17 protein-coding genes, 1 other RNA gene and 1 pseudogene are annotated in these 17214 nt (G+C 61.8%); 1 reads left to right on the top strand and 18 read right to left on the bottom strand.

Going from position 1 to position 17214, the window contains the following annotated elements; genetic code table 11:
- Positions 1-2 precede the first annotated feature (2 nt).
- From rplF to EST26_RS05985, 7 genes are all read right to left on the bottom strand, one after another.
- Positions 3-536, bottom strand: coding sequence for a 50S ribosomal protein L6 (rplF, locus tag EST26_RS06015; protein ID WP_291066158.1), 534 nt, complete (start codon positions 534-536; stop codon positions 3-5).
- A gap of 22 nt (positions 537-558) precedes the next feature.
- Positions 559-954: a 30S ribosomal protein S8 gene (rpsH, locus tag EST26_RS06010; RefSeq protein WP_291066156.1), complete on the bottom strand. Its 396-nt coding sequence runs from the start codon at positions 952-954 to the stop codon at positions 559-561.
- A gap of 18 nt (positions 955-972) precedes the next feature.
- Positions 973-1278 carry a 30S ribosomal protein S14 gene (rpsN, locus tag EST26_RS06005; RefSeq protein WP_291066154.1) on the bottom strand — a complete coding sequence of 102 codons (306 nt, stop codon included), beginning with the start codon at positions 1276-1278 and terminating at the stop codon, positions 973-975.
- Between the two features lie 8 nt (positions 1279-1286).
- Complete coding sequence (gene rplE, locus EST26_RS06000) at positions 1287-1826, bottom strand: 50S ribosomal protein L5 (RefSeq protein WP_291066395.1); 540 nt, start codon at positions 1824-1826, stop codon at positions 1287-1289.
- 2 nt (positions 1827-1828) lie between these two features.
- Entirely contained in the window at positions 1829-2149 is a 321-nt protein-coding gene (gene rplX / locus EST26_RS05995) for a 50S ribosomal protein L24 (protein ID WP_291066152.1), read from the bottom strand.
- A 9-nt stretch (positions 2150-2158) separates the two neighbouring features.
- Positions 2159-2527 carry a 50S ribosomal protein L14 gene (gene rplN, locus EST26_RS05990; RefSeq protein ID WP_291066150.1) on the bottom strand — a complete coding sequence of 123 codons (369 nt, stop codon included), beginning with the start codon at positions 2525-2527 and terminating at the stop codon, positions 2159-2161.
- A gap of 256 nt (positions 2528-2783) precedes the next feature.
- Positions 2784-3161 (bottom strand): PH domain-containing protein, encoded by a 378-nt coding sequence (locus EST26_RS05985; RefSeq protein ID WP_291066147.1) that lies wholly within the window; start codon positions 3159-3161, stop codon positions 2784-2786.
- A 152-nt stretch (positions 3162-3313) separates the two neighbouring features.
- Here EST26_RS05985 and EST26_RS05980 point away from each other — a divergent pair, with 152 nt between their 5' ends.
- Entirely contained in the window at positions 3314-3853 is a 540-nt protein-coding gene (locus EST26_RS05980; protein ID WP_291066145.1) for a hypothetical protein, read from the top strand.
- A gap of 127 nt (positions 3854-3980) precedes the next feature.
- Here the strand turns inward: EST26_RS05980 and EST26_RS05975 are convergent, their stop codons facing one another.
- From EST26_RS05975 to EST26_RS05925, 11 genes and pseudogenes are all read right to left on the bottom strand, one after another.
- Positions 3981-4961: a 4-hydroxybenzoate octaprenyltransferase gene (locus EST26_RS05975; RefSeq protein WP_291066144.1), complete on the bottom strand. Its 981-nt coding sequence runs from the start codon at positions 4959-4961 to the stop codon at positions 3981-3983.
- Positions 4958-5119, bottom strand: a complete 162-nt coding sequence (locus EST26_RS05970; RefSeq protein ID WP_291066142.1) for a hypothetical protein — start codon at positions 5117-5119, stop codon at positions 4958-4960. The genes EST26_RS05975 and EST26_RS05970 overlap by 4 nt, the downstream gene beginning before the upstream one ends.
- A gap of 27 nt (positions 5120-5146) precedes the next feature.
- Complete coding sequence (locus EST26_RS05965) at positions 5147-6106, bottom strand: hydrogen peroxide-inducible genes activator (protein ID WP_291066140.1); 960 nt, start codon at positions 6104-6106, stop codon at positions 5147-5149.
- 40 nt (positions 6107-6146) lie between these two features.
- Positions 6147-8258, bottom strand: a complete 2112-nt coding sequence (gene recG / locus EST26_RS05960) for an ATP-dependent DNA helicase RecG (RefSeq protein WP_291066138.1) — start codon at positions 8256-8258, stop codon at positions 6147-6149.
- Between the two features lie 228 nt (positions 8259-8486).
- A complete protein-coding gene (locus EST26_RS05955; protein ID WP_291066136.1) occupies positions 8487-10190 on the bottom strand; it encodes an alkaline phosphatase D family protein in 1704 nt (567 codons plus the stop codon).
- Positions 10191-10586: 396 nt separating this feature from the next.
- Positions 10587-10941: RNase P RNA component class A (rnpB, locus tag EST26_RS05950), an RNA gene on the bottom strand.
- 167 nt (positions 10942-11108) lie between these two features.
- Positions 11109-11419, bottom strand: a pseudogene (locus EST26_RS10455) (DNA helicase); the annotation flags it as partial.
- Positions 11420-11423: 4 nt separating this feature from the next.
- Positions 11424-12020, bottom strand: coding sequence for a DUF4276 family protein (locus tag EST26_RS05940; RefSeq protein ID WP_291066132.1), 597 nt, complete (start codon positions 12018-12020; stop codon positions 11424-11426).
- A complete protein-coding gene (locus EST26_RS05935) occupies positions 12020-13222 on the bottom strand; it encodes an AAA family ATPase (protein ID WP_291066130.1) in 1203 nt (400 codons plus the stop codon). Before EST26_RS05935 ends, EST26_RS05940 begins: the two co-directional genes overlap by 1 nt.
- Positions 13223-13265: 43 nt before the next feature.
- On the bottom strand, positions 13266-16193 hold the full coding sequence (locus EST26_RS05930) for a site-specific DNA-methyltransferase (RefSeq protein ID WP_291066128.1): 2928 nt from the start codon (positions 16191-16193) through the stop codon (positions 13266-13268).
- 32 nt (positions 16194-16225) lie between these two features.
- Positions 16226-17074, bottom strand: a complete 849-nt coding sequence (locus EST26_RS05925) for an NYN domain-containing protein (protein ID WP_291066126.1) — start codon at positions 17072-17074, stop codon at positions 16226-16228.
- Between the last annotated feature and the right edge of the window lie 140 nt (positions 17075-17214).

The raw sequence follows: 17214 nt of genomic DNA, 5'->3' as shown, positions 1-17214 counted from the left end.
CCTTATTTCTTCTTGGTTTCCTTGATCGCGACCTTTTCATCCGCGTAGCGGATACCCTTGCCCTTATAGGGCTCGGGCGGACGCACGGCACGCACTTCGGAAGCGATCTGACCGACGCGCTGGCGATCGGCGCCCTTGATCAGAATCTCGGTCGGAGTTGGCGTCTCCACCTTGATGCCAGCCGGCATGTCCAGCACCACCGGATGCGAATAGCCCACCGTGAGGTTGAGTTTGTCGCCTTGGGCCTGAGCCTTGTAACCCACGCCGATCAGCGTGAGCTTTTTATCAAAACCCTTGCTCACGCCTTTGACCATGTTGTTGACCAGTTGGCGCATGGTGCCTGTCATGGCGCTGGCTTGGCGCGACGCGTCGAGCGGTACAAAACTGAGCACGCCAGCCTTGTTTTCGATCTTGACCTGTGCGTTCTGCGCCAGCACCAGAGAACCCAGGGCCCCCTTGACGCTGACTTGTTCTGCGTTCACAGCCACCTCGACCCCAACAGGGACGCTGACCGGCAGTTTTCCAATACGTGACATTCTTTGCTCCTCAATGCCCGCATCAGGCCACAAAACACAGGACTTCGCCGCCGACACCGGCCGCGCGTGCCTTGCGGTCCGTCATCACGCCCTGGGGCGTGGTGACAATGGCCACACCCAGGCCGTTTTGCACCTGCGGAATGGCGTTGCGGCCGCGGTAGACGCGCAGACCAGGGCGGCTGACGCGCTCGATGCGCTCGATCACCGGGCGTCCGGCGTAGTACTTGAGCGCGATTTGCAGCTCGCTTTTGCCGTCGGCACTTTTGACTTGAAAGCCATCGATATAGCCCTCGTCTTTCAACACCTGGGCAATCGCGGATTTGACTTTGGAGGCCGGCATGGAAACGCTGGCTTTTTCGACCATTTGTGCGTTGCGAATGCGGGTCAACATGTCGGCGATAGGATCACTCATGCTCATTTGTGGTTCTCCTGGGGCTTACCAACTGGCCTTGGTGATGCCGGGTATTTCACCGGCAAAAGCCATTTCGCGCACCTTGGCACGCGCCAGCCCGAACTGGGCAAAAGTACCGCGTGGGCGGCCGGTGACCTCGCAGCGGTTGCGCTGGCGCGTCGGGTTGGCGTTGCGCGGCAATTTTTGCAGCGCCAGACGGGCGGCGTCGCGCGCCTCGTCGCTTTGCTTGGCGCTATTAGCAATAGCCCTGAGCTCGGCGTGTTTCTTGGCGAACTGGGCGACGAGTTTGGCGCGCTTGAGTTCACGTTGCAGGAGTGCTTGTTTAGCCACGTGCCACCTCAGTTCTTGAACGGGAAACGGAAACCAACCAGCAAGGCCTTGCATTCGGCGTCGGTCTTCGCGGTCGTCGTAATGCTGATGTTGAGGCCGCGCAAGGCATCGACCTTGTCGTACTCGATCTCAGGGAAAATGATCTGCTCTTTGACGCCGATGTTGTAGTTGCCACGGCCGTCAAACGCCTTGCCTGAAATACCGCGAAAGTCGCGCACCCGGGGCAATGCCACGGTGACGAAGCGGTCCAGGAATTCATACATGCGCGCACCGCGCAGCGTGACCATGCAACCAATTGGCTGCATCTCACGGATTTTGAAGCCCGCGATGGCTTTCTTGGCCTTGGTCACCACCGGCTTTTGTCCGGCGATCTTGCTCAGGTCGGCCACCGCGCTGTCCATCACTTTTTTATCAGCCACCGCCTCGCTCACACCCATGTTGAGCGTGATTTTGCTGATGCGCGGCACTTGCATGACGGACTTGTAACCGAACTTCTCGACCAAGGCGGGAGCCACCTGGTCGCGGTAAATGGCTTGCAGACGTGACATATTCATGCCCCTTTGATTTCTTCGCCGCTGGACTTGAAGACGCGCATTTTCTTGCCGTCCGCCAACAGCTTGATGCCGACACGGTCAGCCTTGCCGCTGGAGCGATTGAAAATCGCTACATTGGACTGGTCGATCGGCATGCTTTTGATTACGATGCCACCGGTCACACCCTTCATGGGATTGGGCTTGGCGTGCTTCTTGACCGTGTTGACACCCTCGACCAGCAAATGGCTGTCGTCGCTGCGCTGCAACACCTTGCCGCGCTTGCCCTTGTCACGACCGGCGATCACGATCACTTCGTCGCCACTACGAATCTTGTTCATGCTGCTTCCTCAGAGAACTTCGGGGGCCAGCGAGACGATCTTCATGAACTTCTCGGTGCGCAGCTCGCGCGTGACCGGGCCGAAGATGCGGGTGCCGATAGGCTCTAGCTTGGCGTTGAGCAACACCGCTGCGTTGCCGTCGAACTTGATCAAAGCACCGTCCTGACGGCGAATGCCCTTGGCGGTACGCACCACCACGGCGCTGTATATCTCGCCTTTTTTGACGCGCCCGCGTGGCGCTGCTTCCTTGATGCTGACCTTGATGACATCACCCACGCTGGCGTAGCGACGCTTGGAGCCACCCAGCACCTTGATGCACATGACGGACTTGGCGCCCGTGTTGTCGGCAACGTCGAGTCGAGATTGCGTTTGAATCATTTGATTTAAGTCCCAACTTGAATCCGCCCAGCCACCGCGGCCGGAAGTGATCAGTCTTGGGCCCGTCGTTGTGGGTCAGGCTGCGTCTTGCATGAAGCAAAAAAAGCAGCCCAGCCAACGCCGCTGGGCAGATAGCCTCACTGTTTTCACAGCGAAGCCGCCAATTATGGCCCGGCATTGATTCGCCGTCAACACCCAGCAGCAAATAAATGTCTGCCGCTGCGTTGCATGCAGGCCACAGCAGCGGGCGAGTCGCTCAGCGCAGCACGTAGCTGGCCAGCACTGCCTGCACCTCGTAGATGTTCAGGCGTTTGTTGAACTGCTTGCATAGCGGCGCAGCAACGCCAGCGATCCAGATTTTCAGCTCGGCGTCCAGATCGAAGGTGCCAGCGGTTTCGATGCTGAAGTGGGTGATGCTCTTGTACGGAATCGAGTGGTACTCGACCTTTTTTCCGCTCAAGCCCTGTTTGTCCACCAGCACCAGGCGTCGGTTGGTGAAAACAAAAGAGTCGCGCAGCAGTTGGTAAGCGTGCTCGACCGCCTCACCCGGCGCCAGTAGGCGGCTGAATTCGCTTTCAACGGCTTTCGCGTCGATCTTGGACGCGTTGCCGAGCACGGCATCGAACAAACCCATGGCGCATCTCCTGCTGTGTCTAAGTGAAAACCCTAGAGTTGTTTGTACACGTTATGCTTGAGAAGAGTGTAGCGGTGAGGCCTTGCCCGAGACGCAAGGCACTGCGCTGGATTGTTTAAATTTTTTGCAGCAACCAGCCCGGGACCAGACCCATGGCAGACGCACCTTCCCACCTGCTGGCAGCCATCTATGCCAAAACCGCCTTGGGCCAGCAGGAAATTCAATCTCGCTCGCTGGGGCTGTTGCCGCTGGCGCGGCGCGTGCTGGTGCTTGTAGACGGCAAGCGCAGCGGCCATGATTTGAGCGCCTTCGTGTCCGACCACAATGTTGCGCCGCTCCTGAGCGAGCTGCTCGCGCGCGGCTGCATCGACGTTCTGGATAGCGCTGCGCCAGCGGCCGCGTCGGCTGCGGCCAAACCCAAAACGCCAGAAAAGGACGATCTCGCCGGCCTGCCCGCACCGGACAGCCGCAGCGCACAGGAGCTGGAGATGGCGCGCAGCCTGATGGCGAATGCGCTCGACTACGTGTTCGACCACTACGGCCACAGCGCGCAGATCGAGTCGATCAATGCCTGCCGCAGCCACAGCGAGTTGCGCGCGCTCTACCCAAGCTGGACCCAAGCCATGGACTCACACGCCATTGGCAAGAAGATTCTGCCTGGAATCCGCGTCAAGCTGCTCGCCGTGCTCTGAGCCCTCGGACAGGCTCAGAACAGGTTTGCCGCAACCCCGCGCGCGCCAGCGCACGCACCCGGCCCTGGTGGTCAAACAACCACGCGCCGCCGAACCCGGGCGCGAATTCGGCGCCTGGGAGCAGCGCTCACAAACCCAGCACCACGCCGGCAAAGACGGTCAACCCCAGCCAGTGGTTAAGCACAAAGGCCTTGAAGCAAGCCTCGCGCCTGCGCTGGCGAATCAGGCTGAAGTGCCAGGCCACCTGCGCCAGCGCCAGCAGCAGCGTCGCCCCCCAGACCCAGGGGTTGAGCAGCGGGCCCAGCGCGACGGTCCAGATGACCAAAAAGATGAGATAAAACGCCAGTATCGCAGGCACGTCGGCCGCGCCCAGGGTAATGGCCGAGGTCTTGATGCCGATGCGCAAGTCGTCGTCTCGGTCCACCATGGCGTATTCGGTGTCGTAGGCCAGCACCCAAAACAAGTTGCCCGCCAGCAACAGCCAGGCCAGCGGCGGCACACTGTGCCAGACAGCGCCCCAAAAGCCGGGTTCGACCCAGGTTGCGGCCGCGCTGAACGAATCGACTGCCGGGCCAGCGCGCACCGCCGCAAAGGCCAGCACAATGCCGAAACTGAACGCCAGGCCCAGCACCGCCTGCGGCATGCAAACGTGCCGCTTGGCATAAGGGTAGGCCAGCGTCAGCACCATTCCCAGCACGGACCAGACCAGCACGGCCAGGTTGGTGCTGAGCACCAGCGCAAACGCCGCCAGCGCCAGCAGCGCAGCGAGCGCCAGTGCCTCTGGCACGCTGATGCGCCCGCTGGTGAGCGGACGCTGCGCGGTGCGCTTGACGTGGCGGTCGAAGTGGCGGTCGGCCACGTCGTTGACGCAGCAACCGGCGCTGCGCATCAAAATAGTGCCGAGCACGAATACCGCCAGCAAATGCCAGCCCGGAAAACCGCCGGCAGCGACCCACAGCGCCGACAAAGACGGCCACAGCAGCAGCAACCAGCCGGCCGGCCGGTTCCAGCGAATGAGGTCGAGGTACAAAGCGAGCCGACGGCGCAAGGCCTGCCGTGTCAGCACGCGCTGCGCTGGCCTTGGGTGCTCGGGCGCAGGGGTGCTCATGCCAACACGCCCCCGTTGCCAAGCACCGGCACGCACAGCATTCCATGGCCGGGCGAGCGCAGGCGCCCAGCCAGGGGATCGACCGCGTTGCGCCGCTCGGTAGACGGACTCATGAACATGGCGTATAGCTCCTTGGTGGCAGCGGCTGGCCGCGCCATGGGCCGGCCACGATGTGTAACAAGCGCTTAGGACAAGCGCTTGACGCCCGGCAACTGGCAGGCATAAATGGCGTTGCGCAAGGCTGCAATCGCCGCGTAGCGGGTAAAGCTGCGCCGCCAGGCCAGCACCACCCGGCGCGTGGGCGTATCACCTTCGAGTGGCAGGTAGCGCAAATAAATCGAATCACCAAAATCACGCTCGACGCTACCCGCTGCGCTCAGCGCCGAGCTGGGCACCGACAGGCGCGGTAACAGCGTCACACCCATGCCGGCGGCCACCATGTGTTTGATAGTCTCCAGCGACGACCCCTCAAAGCTCTTGCGAATGCCCTCGGTGTCGCTGGAAAAGCGCGCAAACTCGGGGCAGACTTCGAGCACGTGGTCGCGAAAGCAGTGGCCGGTGCCCAGCAGCAGCATGGCTTCACGCTTGAGCGCTGCGATGCTGACGCTGGCTTGCTGCGCCAGCGGGTGGGCCGCCGGCAGCGCGGCCAAAAAGGGCTCGTCGTAGAGCGGCGCAAGCGCCAGGTTGGTATCGAGAAAGGGTTCGGCCAGAATGGCGCAATCAATCTCGCCCAGGCGCAGTTGCTCGAGCAGCCTGACGGTGAAATTCTCTTGCAACAGCAGCGGCATCTGCGGCGTGCGCTCGATCACCTGTCGCACCAGGTCGGGCAGCAAATATGGTCCTATGGTGTAGATCACCCCCAGGCGCAGCGGCCCGGCCAGCGGGTCTTTGCCCCGCTTGGCGATTTCCTTGATGCCGGCCGCCTGCTCCAGCACGGTTTGCGCCTGGCGCACGATCTCGGCGCCCAGCGCAGTGACGCCGATCTCGCTGGCGTTGCGCTCAAAAATCTTCAGCTCCAGCTCTTCTTCGAGCTTCTTGATCGCCACCGACAGCGTGGGCTGCGAGACAAAGCAGGCCTCGGCCGCCTTGCCAAAGTGCTTTTCGCGCGCCACGGCGACGATGTATTTGAGTTCGGTCAGCGTCATGGCGCTATTTTGCCCCCAGCGCTGCCATACGCACCGCCTCTCAGGCCTTGAGGTAGTCAGACTTGCTGCCCAACCAACGCTGCAGGTGTTTTTGCGCCGCTGCAGGGTCTTTCTCCAGCAGCTCAGTGGCGGCCCAACGCGCCCAGTCGAGCAGGTGGGCGTCGCTGGCGAGGTCGGCAAAACGCAGCAGCGGCGCACCCGACTGGCGTGCGCCCAGAAATTCGCCCGGGCCGCGCAGTTCCAGGTCGCGCCGGGCAATCTCGAAGCCGTCGCCGGTCTCGACCATGGCCTTGAGGCGCGCGCGCGCCAGCTCACTCAGGCGTTCACCCTCGGGCGCGCCGTACAGCAGCACGCAAACCGAAGCCGCGGCGCCGCGCCCGACGCGCCCGCGCAACTGGTGCAGTTGTGACAGGCCAAAGCGCTCGGCGTGCTCGATCACCATTAGCGTGGCATTCGGCACGTCGACGCCGACTTCGATCACCGTGGTCGACACCAGCAGGCCCATCTGACCCGCAACAAACTGTGCCATCACGGCTTTTTTCTCCGTCGGTGCCAGGCGCGAGTGCAACAAGCCCACCGTGACACCGGGCAACGCAGCGCTGAGCTCGGCGTGCGTGCTGCTGGCGTTGCTCAGGTCTAGCGCCTCGCTTTCCTCGATCAACGGACACACCCAGTAGACCTGCTGGCCCTGCGCGAGCTGGGCGCGCACGCGCTCGATCAGCGCGGCGCGGCGCGGCGCGGCCAGCAGCTTGGTCAGCACCGGCGTGCGCCCGGGCGGCAACTCGTCGAGGGTGGAAACATCCAAGTCGGCGTAATAACTCATGGCCAGCGTGCGCGGGATCGGGGTTGCGCTCATCATCAGCACATGCGGCTCCTGTGCCTGCTGTGCCTGCTGTGCCGGCGCAGCGGCGGCTGTTTTGTTGCGCAGCGCCAGCCGCTGCGCCACGCCAAAGCGGTGTTGCTCGTCGATCACGGCCAACCCCAGGCGCGCAAACCGCACCTGCTGCTGAATCACCGCGTGCGTACCCACCACCAGCGCCGCCGCGCCGCTGGCAATCAGCGCCAGCATGTCGTTGCGCTGCTTTTTTTTCTGGCTGCCGGTCAGCCAGGCCACGCACTGGCCGCGCGGCGCCAGCAGCGGTTCGAGCCAGCCCACCAGCTTGGCAAAATGCTGCTCGGCCAGAATTTCGGTTGGCGCCATCAGCGCGCACTGCCAGCCAGCATCGATGGCCTGCGCGGCCGCCAGCGCGGCCACCACCGTCTTGCCTGCGCCCACATCACCTTGCAGCAGGCGGTGCATCGGCAACGGGCGGGCCAGATCGCGCGCAATCTCTTGCCCGACGCGGCGCTGCGCGGCGGTCAGCGCAAACGGCAGCGCACCCAGCAACTGCTGCTGCAAGCCATCCGGCACGGCGCACAACAGCGGCGCGCGCCGGGCGTCGCGTTCGCGCTTGGCGCACAGTTGCGAGAGTTGCTGCGCCAGCAATTCCTCGGCCTTCAGGCGCTGCCAGGCCGGCGAACCGCGGTCTTCGTATGCGGCGCCGGCCGCATCGGGCGCCGGCTGGTGCAACTGCTGCAAGGCCTCGCGCAAGCTACAGCGCCCGTGCTGCAGCCGCTGCAAGCGCTCCAGCACGGGTGGCGGCAAGGTCTCCGATAGGTCGGAGCGCGCCAGGGCAGCAGCCACCGCCTTGCGCAAATAGGCCTGCGGCAGTTGCGCGCTACTGGGGTAGACCGGGGTCAACGCGCTCGGCAGTGCGCCACCGGCGGCCTCGAAAGCCGGGTGCATGATGCTGCGACCCAAAAAGCCGCCGCGGATTTCGCCGCGCACGCGCACGCGCGCACCGACCGCCAGTGCCCTCTGGTGCGAGGGGTAGAAGCTGAAAAATCGCAGCGTGCAAGAACCGCTGCCGTCGTCCAGCGTCACCAGCAGTTGACGGCGCGGCTGCAACCTGATTTCGCTGTGCGTAACCACAGCTTCCAACTGCACCGTCTGACCCTCGCGCACGTCGGCCAGGCGGTGCAAGCGGGTCTGGTCCTCAAAGCGCAGCGGCAGATGCAGCGCCAGGTCGATGTCGCGCTCCAGGCCGAGCTTGTGCAACGCCTTTTGCGGCGCGGAAAGCGGTTTGCGGGCGCTGGCCTGGGGATTGGGCATGGGACGATTTTGCCGTTTCTCCGTACCCGCGCAAAACCCTTGATCCAGCCCAGTGAAGTAGCAGGGCAAGCTGATGCTTGCCGCTCTTGATCTTCATCACCTTGCTGCGGCTGCTGATCGAGTGGCTGAATCGCCAGCAGCCATTCGCGCAGCTCCGGCGGCTCACTGGCAACAGGCGCAGCCCGTACCACTTCACGGAGCACAGGCAGCTCTTTGCGACACCCAAAATCAGACTGCGTAACTCAAGGGTGCACTGGTCTGAACCGTGTAGGTGCGCGACTTCACCGTGCTCACGAAATGCCAGGTGCCTTGGGCCGAGGCAGGCGTGAAGCGCACAAGCAAAAAACCCCTGCGCGACGTATCAGCGTATCGCAAGTCGTCGACGATGCCTCGGAAAGTCTGTTGCGTTTGTGCGGGTAGCAGAGTGGGCAGGGCCTCTTCGAGTCCCGGAGAGCTGATGCTGGGTGCGGCGAACTCGTAGCCCACCACTGTGCCGTCCCTCAGCGTGAGCTGGCTGGCCCAAGCGTTGTGCGTGTCACCGGCCAGCACCACCAGCCTCTTTCTCAGTTGAGCGGCGCTGGACAGCAGAACTTCGCGCTCCACGGGGTAGCCATCCCAAGCATCCAGGTTGTAGCCCAATCGGGGGTTCTGACTGGGGTCAAGAAGTGCCCTTTGCTCTGCGCTCAGCAAAGCCGGGTTCTGGGCTGCGGTGGCTTTGGCGCTCAGATAGTTGGTCACGGCTTGTTGCCCGGCAGCCACGGCTGCGGGCGAGATGTCGGCTGGATTGAGGTGCCGCAACACGCTGACCGGAAAGCTCATGCGCGCCATCAGCACCGGCTGGCCCAGCACTTGCCACGCTGCGCTGGACTGGGCCATTTGAGCTTGCAGCCATTGCAACTGCCTGCTACCCAGCATGCTGCGGGTTGGGGACGCCATCGCGGCCTGCGCCGCGGCTGCCGTAGCAGGGTTGAGCAGCTCGGCAAACCCGACTTGTCTGTCGCGTCCGATCAAACGTGTCTCCAACATGTGCAGCGCCACCAGTCCGCCAAAGTTGAAACTGCGGTAGATCATGCGCAAATCGGTGTGATCGGGTGTTCGCACCGGCATCCACTCGTGCCAGGCCTGCAGTGCAGCTGCGCGGCGGGCGACAAACGTGCCCTCAGCGCCTTCGGTGTGGTTTTCGGCGCCGTTCACGTAGGTGTTGTTTGCAAGTTCGTGGTCGTCCCACACGGCAATGATCGGCATGCTGGCGTGAAAAACCTTGCTGTCCGGATCCGATCGGTATTGTGCGTAGCGTTGGCGATAGTCGCTCAACGTCAGGCACTCATGTGCGGGTTGGGACACGCGATCCAAGCGTCTGGCATCAGCGCTGGCATAGCCATCGGCAGCGTACTCGTAGATGTAGTCACCCAAGTGCAGCGCAAACTGTGCCTGGCTCCGGGCAATTTCCGCATAGGCATTGAAAAAGCCAGCGGGAAAGTTGGAGCAACTCATTACAGCCAGATTCAAACTGGCAGCTCCTGGGGCGGGCAAAGTGCGCGTGCGACCCACTGGTGAGGCATGCAAGCCGTAGCGGAAGCGGAAAAAGTAGTCATTGCCAGCGCTCAGGTTCAGCGCATCGACCTTGACGGCATGCCCAGTGGCCGCCGTGGCCTGCGCCGTGCCGCTGGCCACCACGGTGGTGAACGCGGCATCGGTGGCCACCTGCCAGGTCAAGGGCACGGCGTCGTTGAAACCGGGCCATTGAGCGTGAGTCCACAGGATCACACGGTCAGCCAAAGGGTCTCCGCTTGCCACCCCATAGGCAAATTCCGGAGGTGCATCATCTCCACCACCACATGCGGTGAGCAAGGGGATGACGCCCAATGCAGCGCTGGCGGATGCCACGCGAATGACGAACCGGCGGCGGGATGTAGGCTGGACTGGGGGCATGCCGTGGACTCCTGAATCTCATGCGGATTCCGTTGTTATCCCGCATGCGCATGACAGCCATGTGAATACATTGCCTGCCAAGGGTCTATCCCTTGCCCCGGCCAAAGCAGGCACGCCCGGGACACCTCTGTGCCCTGCAGAACGGGCACCCCTTCGATTCAAAGGAAGTTCAAGGCAGTCAACTGACCGTTGCGGGTGACCGCGTCCGACTGCTTGCCGACACCAGATTTACGCGCAAACCGACAGCCGTTCACAGCGCAACAAGCTCAGAACCAAAAACGAAATTTACAGAACGGATGTTGCTTTATCTCAGGTCATCCAGCGGGAGCAGCCGCGTCTTGTGCAGTTCGACAACGATGGCCGCTCAGGGCCAAGCAGCCCTTCGGCTGCAGAAAAAAGTGAAGCGCGCCGTTACGCCGGATTCTGTGCGCCGAGGTCGCCCCCGACGTGACCGCCATTCCTCTGGGCCGCTGGTTGCCCAGACGGCTCGGTGCTACCTACCCGCCAACGATCCCTGCGGAACCACAGGGCAGCGTTGCCGCTGCGTTGGCCTATTTGGTATTGCTGCGCGTAGAGATTGCCCGTTTCACCCGCACTCAAGCGGCTCGTCTCTGTTGCTCTAATCCTCACCTTAGGGCCTTGGCAGGCTGATCGGTGGAGAGGTGTTACCTCCTACGCTGTCCTGTGCAGTCCGGACGTTCCTCCAGCACACCCTTTCGGGTCTCGTGCCAGCGACGGTCTGGCGCGCTTCACAGGCCGCATTATCCCGTATCGTCCGCTCAAGCGCTCAGGCGCTGGGCGCGTCTGAGCGGCAGGCCGCCGAGTCTTCCGATGGCGCCCAGCCAAAGCGCCCTGAAATGGATCTGAGCATTGCACGCAAGTGGGCGCTGGTGTGCGGCGCCAGCAAGCGGTCACCCATTGCGCCGCGCCCATGCTGGGGTGCGTCTCCAACCGCCGCCGCTTGGCCCACTGATAGGCCTTGTCGTGATGGTCCGCGTAGCAGAGCAGGAAACTGCTCTCGGTCTTGTGGACGATCAAGCGCAGATCGCGCTGCCCACCCGCACCGACCAGAAATGCTTGTCCTTGGACTTGTCGATGCGGTGGAACTTCAGCCCCGGGCTGGCCGGGTTCTGCTGCAGGTCAAACGCTGTGATCTTGATCGCCTTCTGTTCGTCGGCGCTCAGGCGGGAGAGGCTGTCGGTGAAGGTGTCGGAGAGGCGGAATTGCATGGTCTCAGTCTGGGAACAGGCCGCCCATTTGGGTGTGCCACTCTTTACACAACTTCCTGAACGAGCGACTTCGGTGCCACGCTTGCTGCATGTCGAACCGCGCTGAAAAAGCGGGTTGATCCAGCTTTTCACTGTAGGCGCCTGTCATTTGCCGCTGCAACCAGCCCTTGGCGTCACGCGGCCGTTCGACATCTGTGGGCAGCTCCGCACGAAATACAAAACCACGCACACCGTTCAACGACGCAGCAGAAGCAACAAACCAAGCCTCGAACTCCCGGTTCGCCAAAACCACGGAAAACTTGCGGTGCGGGATGTACTGCTGCGCCCTATGCAAAATATTCTTGCTCAGAGTCGCCGGACAGTCATCGTCAGCGTCCAGCACCAGCAAGATCCAACCGCCATCGCCGCATTTCGCTGCGGCCAACAGCAACTGTCGCTTGAACTCTTCTTCCTTGTTCAAAAATCGGTCTCGCCTGACGCGAATTGGAGGCAACGCCATCACATTCACCTGCGGTTGACACTCAGCACCCAGCCTGCGCAGCAAAACGGGCAATGCAGCCACCTCACCGTCCCCTTCCACGATGGATGCAATGACCGCCATCATTCCCCCTCAAAAAAAAAATCAGGTTGTGGCTTGAGCTGGGCATCGAGAGCCGCGCGGTCGGGCGCCAACTGATTCATGCGCAGCAACTCTCCGACAGAAAACAGGTGTTGTCTGAGCATGTCTCTGGATGCTTGGTCCAAGGGAGCCAGCTTTGTGGCCCCTTCTTCCGAGATGACGGCAACGATCGAGTCGGCATCAATGTCCATATCGTCCAGCAGGTCAGGACTGTGACTCGTGACCAACACCTGATTTTTTTTGGCCACCTGATTCAGAACTTCCCGCAGGGCGCCGCTGGCGGCCGGGTGCAAAGCCGTTTCAGGTTCTTCGATAGCAATCAGGGACGGCGAGTAATCGGCATTGCCTTGCAGAAGTGCAGTCAACACGCCCAATGCCCTGAGAGTTCCGTCTGACATGTTTTGAGCGAGAAAACGCCACGGATGCTTGGCCCCTGCAACTGCTTGCCGAAACTCCAAGGTTTCCATCGGGCCAACCGCCTTGCGCTCCATGCTCTGGATCATGGGCACGACCGTGCGCAGATACTCATTGATCAGGTCCAACTGTTGCGGTGCGCTGCGTTTCAAATGATGCACCACGCTGGCAATGTTTTCGCCGACGGGTTTGAGAAGGCGCCCGTCTTGCGGCTTTTGCAACTCGCGCATGACTTTTGGATTCAGGTTGTAAAAACCCATAGCGGTTAAGGCGTCGTAGATGGGTCTGAACACGGTCAAACCGGAGGCTGCCACCAGCGCCAGTCGATCAGGGGTCACGGCGGGGAAGGTTGCCTCACTCGACTGCACCAAGTTGCCACGCTCAATCTTGTAGTAGGGGCCTTGCCCCAACCCGCCGATGGCGCATTGCTCTGACTGCACCTCATACGAACCATTGGGAAGGGCCCCGATCTTGAAGGCGTACAGCGCAGTACGGCCATCGTTCAACCGCAAATCGAGCTGGATGCTCACATGATTAGGGTGGCCACTGGAGCGCCGCCGCACTTCGTCTAAACCACCACGCTCGCTCAGGGCATTGTCCAAAGTGCCCGTGAGCGCATCGCGCACAAAGTGCAGTGCATCCAGGAAATTGCTTTTCCCGGCGCCGTTCTGGCCCACCAAATAGGTCAATGGGCGCAGCGTGATATCACAGCGCGCGATGCTCTTGTAACTGCGCAAAATCACGCGCCGAATGAAGGTCGAGTCGGTCATGGGTTGTCTCGCATGGTTACTTGTGGGTGTTCAAGCATCAAACCTACACCCTAAACACCTTCATCACCTCATCCCCCAGATGGTTGATGACCTTGACTGCGATTCTCCCCGACCCCGGCTTGCCGAACGGCCGCGAGGTGTCGCTGTTGAGCGACTCCCAGGCTTCGGCGTTGATCTCGGCTTTGAGGGTGGTCTTGAGGGATTTGTAGGGGTCGCTGGCGCCCAGGAAGTAGGCGTGGCGGACGAAGAAGCTTTCTTCGTTGTAGTCGGTGTCGATGAACCAGCAGGCGATGCCTTCGGCGCCGTCGCTGCGCACTTCGCCGGTGTTGGGGTGGAACACGTCCACGCCGTTCACCTTCACTTGAATCTCGCCGCTGGGCGTTTCGCCTTTGGCCAGCTTGTGGCCGGTGGCGGCGTCGAGGATGTCGATGTCGGGCTCGCCGAAGATCACGAACAGGTTGCCCTTGCCGGTGTTCTTCAGGTCTTCGGCCATGTGCAGGTCGGCATTCATGCGGGCCTTGAGCACCGGCACACGGCCCAGTTTGTTGAACTCGCTGCTGTGGGCGTCGTAGTTGAAGGCGCAGGCAATCAGCACGTCAAAACCCGCTTCGGCCGCCTCGCGCGCGGCGCTCACCAGGTCGGGCCGGCTCACGGTGCCGAACTCGGGGCCGATGAAGATGCCAGCGCGCTTCTCGGTTCCGCCGTTGCCTTCGGCATCTGCACCCTCCATGTAGCGCCCTTCAGCGCACACGTATTCGCCCGGCCAGGGCATGAGCCCGGTGAAATCGATCTTGCCGCTCTTGTCTGCCTGCTGCACGCCCGCGGTGCGCAGGTTGTCCAGGATGATCTGCACGAAGTCGCGCGCCAGGCGGCCCTCGCCCACGTCGGATACGGCCGGGTCGATCAGCTTGTCGTCTTCGTCCACACCCAGCACGCGGTGGGGCAGCAGGCTTTCCACCGTGAAGGGGCCGGCCACGCGCACCTTCTTCTTGTCTTCATAGGGCCGGTCGTACAGGAACTCGTGGTCGGCCTTGGCGGCGATGGAGGCGTCGATTTCTTTTTGTCGGGCGATGCGCTGCTTCCACCAGTCGGCGTGCAACCTCTTGACCGTGTCGCTCCACTGGTCATCTGGCTCGCGGGGAATTTCCCATTCCTGCCAGCCCTTCTTGAGCGCGGCGTTGAGCTGCTCGCGCAGCGGCTCCAGCACCAACTGGTGTGCGTCCCAGATGACGTCGATCTCTGCGTTGTTCGCGATGCTCTTGAGCGTGATGTGCGGCACCCGCTCGTACACAAAGCCCTGGCGGATGTTGCCGAAAGTGGAGTGACTCTTGGGCGCCGTGCGGGTGACTTCGCCTTCCTTGGCCTGGCCTTCCTTGCTGTCGGCCAGCAGGTAGAAGGGGTAGCGCGCGCCCATGATGCGGGCGCGGGCCAGGGCCAGGGCCACGCGAGAGGTATCTATGGTGATCCAGCGGCGGCCCCATTGCTCGGCGACATAGGCGGTGGTGCCGGAGCCGCAGGTGGGGTCGAGCACGAGGTCTCCCGGATCGGTGGACAGCTGGATACAGCGCCCAACAATGCTCGTCGATGTTTGAACAACATATATTTTCGGATCGGCGCGACTTTGGACAGCACCGCTGATGTCGGCCCACAAGTTGCCCAAAACGCCGTAGCCAAAGTCTGTTTGTGAACGACGGTAGTTGAGCTTTCCTTTCTTTGTAGCGACAAGGCGATCAGCACGAGCGAGTGCGTTCAACCCAGCCTCTGTCGTTTTGAAGGTTCCCTTGCCGGGATCAAATGACTTACCAAACCATTGAAACTCCTTCACATCACCTTCACCCGCTGGCCTTGAACTTGTGATGTTGTCGAGTCTGTACAGTGAACCATCGAGGTAGGTTGAGCTGTACCTTCCCTCGGAGTCCTCACTCCTAGCCGTGTAGAGGGATCGGACCTTTGTCGCTTGAGAGTTTTTTCCAAACCAAATTACGAAATCACATGTTGACCCTAACAGTGCGTTTCCTTCACTGGTTGTCTTACGAACTGTGATTTGGCTGACGAAGTTCCCATCTCCAAAAACTTCATCCATAACTGACCGCACCCGGTGCACGTTCTCATCCCCGATCTGCACAAAGATCGAGCCGGAATCGGTCAGCAGGTCTCGCGCCACGGTCAGGCGGTCGCGTATGTAGCTCAGGTAGGAATGAAGGCCGTCGCGCCAGGTGTCGCGAAAGGCCTTCACCATTTCCGGCTCGCGCGTGATGTGTTCGGCGTTGCCGTCTTTCACGTCGCGGCTGGTGGTGCTCCACTGGAAGTTGCTGTTGAATTTGATGCCGTAGGGCGGGTCAAAGTAGATGCACTGCACCTTGCCGCGCAGGCCCTCGCGCTCGGCCAGGCTGGCCATGACCTGCAGGCTGTCGCCCAGGATCATGCGGTTGGACCAGTGCTGGTCGTGGGCGTAGAACTCGGTCTTGGCGTCGCCTTCGGGCACGCCGTTGAAGTCCTTGGCCATGTCGGCAAACAAATCCGCCACAAAGCCTTGCTGCTCGGGCGCAGCAGCGGCCTTGGCCTTGTCGCTCTGGCGCTTGAGGTCGTCGATCAGCACCTTGGGGTGCAGCTTTTCCTGGATGTAGAGCGGTGGCGCGTTGACGACGAGCTCGCTCCAGTCGGCCTGGTCTTTGCCGCGCCAGACGAGCTGCGGGTCCAGATCGCGGTGGCGGGCGTTGCGCTCGGCCGCCAGCGGGCCGGGAGCGCCTTGGCCGTTTGCAGGCCCTTCGACAGGCTCAGGGCGAACGGTGGTTTTTTCGTCTGCATCCGCGCGCGGGTAGCGCAGTTGCACCGGCTGCTGGTGTTCGCGCTGCACCACCGACTGGAATTCGGCGGTGGGGATGTTCTTGCGCTTGTCGTCAGCGTGCTTGAGGGTTTCAACCTGCAGCGGGGCTTTGGTGCCGGGGGTGGATGTTTTGCGGGTGGCCATGTTGGAATGAATCTGAGGCGTGACTTGAAATGTCAAATTGGCAGAGCAACCGGGTCTGTTGCGTCGCCCGCAGCCTCCTGGCCGTTGGTGCCCGGACGTTTGAGTCCGGACTGCAGCGCATCGATGTGCTCAAACAGGTCGTCGTTGACGTTCTGCCACAGCGGGTCGAGGATGAACTCGATGCCTTCGCGGCGGGCCAGCTTGGCGGCGGGTACAAAGTCGCTGTCGCCAGCCACGAGAACAATGGTCTTGACCTGCTTTTTCAGGGTGAGACTGGCAATGTCGATGGCGATGCGCATATCTACGCCCTTCTGGCGCAGACCCAGGGCCACGTCACCGCTTTGCAGGCTTTGCCAGAAGTTGTAGGCCAGTTGCAGTTGCTGCGCCTGTGCCGTGCTGAGCGTGAGGTTGATGGGGTCTGCTCCAGCCGCCTGAATCAGGGCTTGCAGAGCTTGCAACGGCGCCAGTTGTTGACGTGTTTTGAGTGCCGTCTTGGTCAGACGGGGAGACAGGGTCCAGTCCGAATCACGGTTGACCTTGCCCAGGCGCAGGGCCAGCTTGCGTTCCTTGCGCAACTGCTGGAACAGGGCCAGTCGTTGATGTGCCACATCCGACTTGGCAAAGTCGATCGACTTGTTGTCCACCGGGTGGTGGGCTTTGCCGTCGTAGGGGTTGGCGTCGTAGAAGAACGCCCGGTACATGTGCTGTTGCCACAACCTGCCGCTACCGCCCTTGAGTCGCATGACGTGGGTGAAACACAGGTTGCGCACACAGCGCGCGATCTTCTCTGGGGAGTCGATTTTGTCTTCTGGCAACAAGCGCTGGATGCGTTTGAGGAAGAAGCCCCCGTCGATCAGGACAGCAATTTGATCGTTGCTCATTGGGCCTCCTGCGGTTGAAGGCCAGAAATGAGAAAGCCCCAGGGGGTCGGCACACTCCCGGGATAGAAGGGAGGGCGTACTGCCAAGGGGCGGATGTGACTCGCATTGTATAGCCGTTTAAGCGTACATGTTGCTGTGGA

The sequence above is a fragment of the Hydrogenophaga sp. genome (assembly GCF_014773545.1).
Classification (GTDB): domain Bacteria; phylum Pseudomonadota; class Gammaproteobacteria; order Burkholderiales; family Burkholderiaceae_C; genus Hydrogenophaga.
The sequence above is the reverse complement of the archived record's forward strand: the minus strand, read 5'-3'. Positions and strand labels throughout refer to the sequence as shown.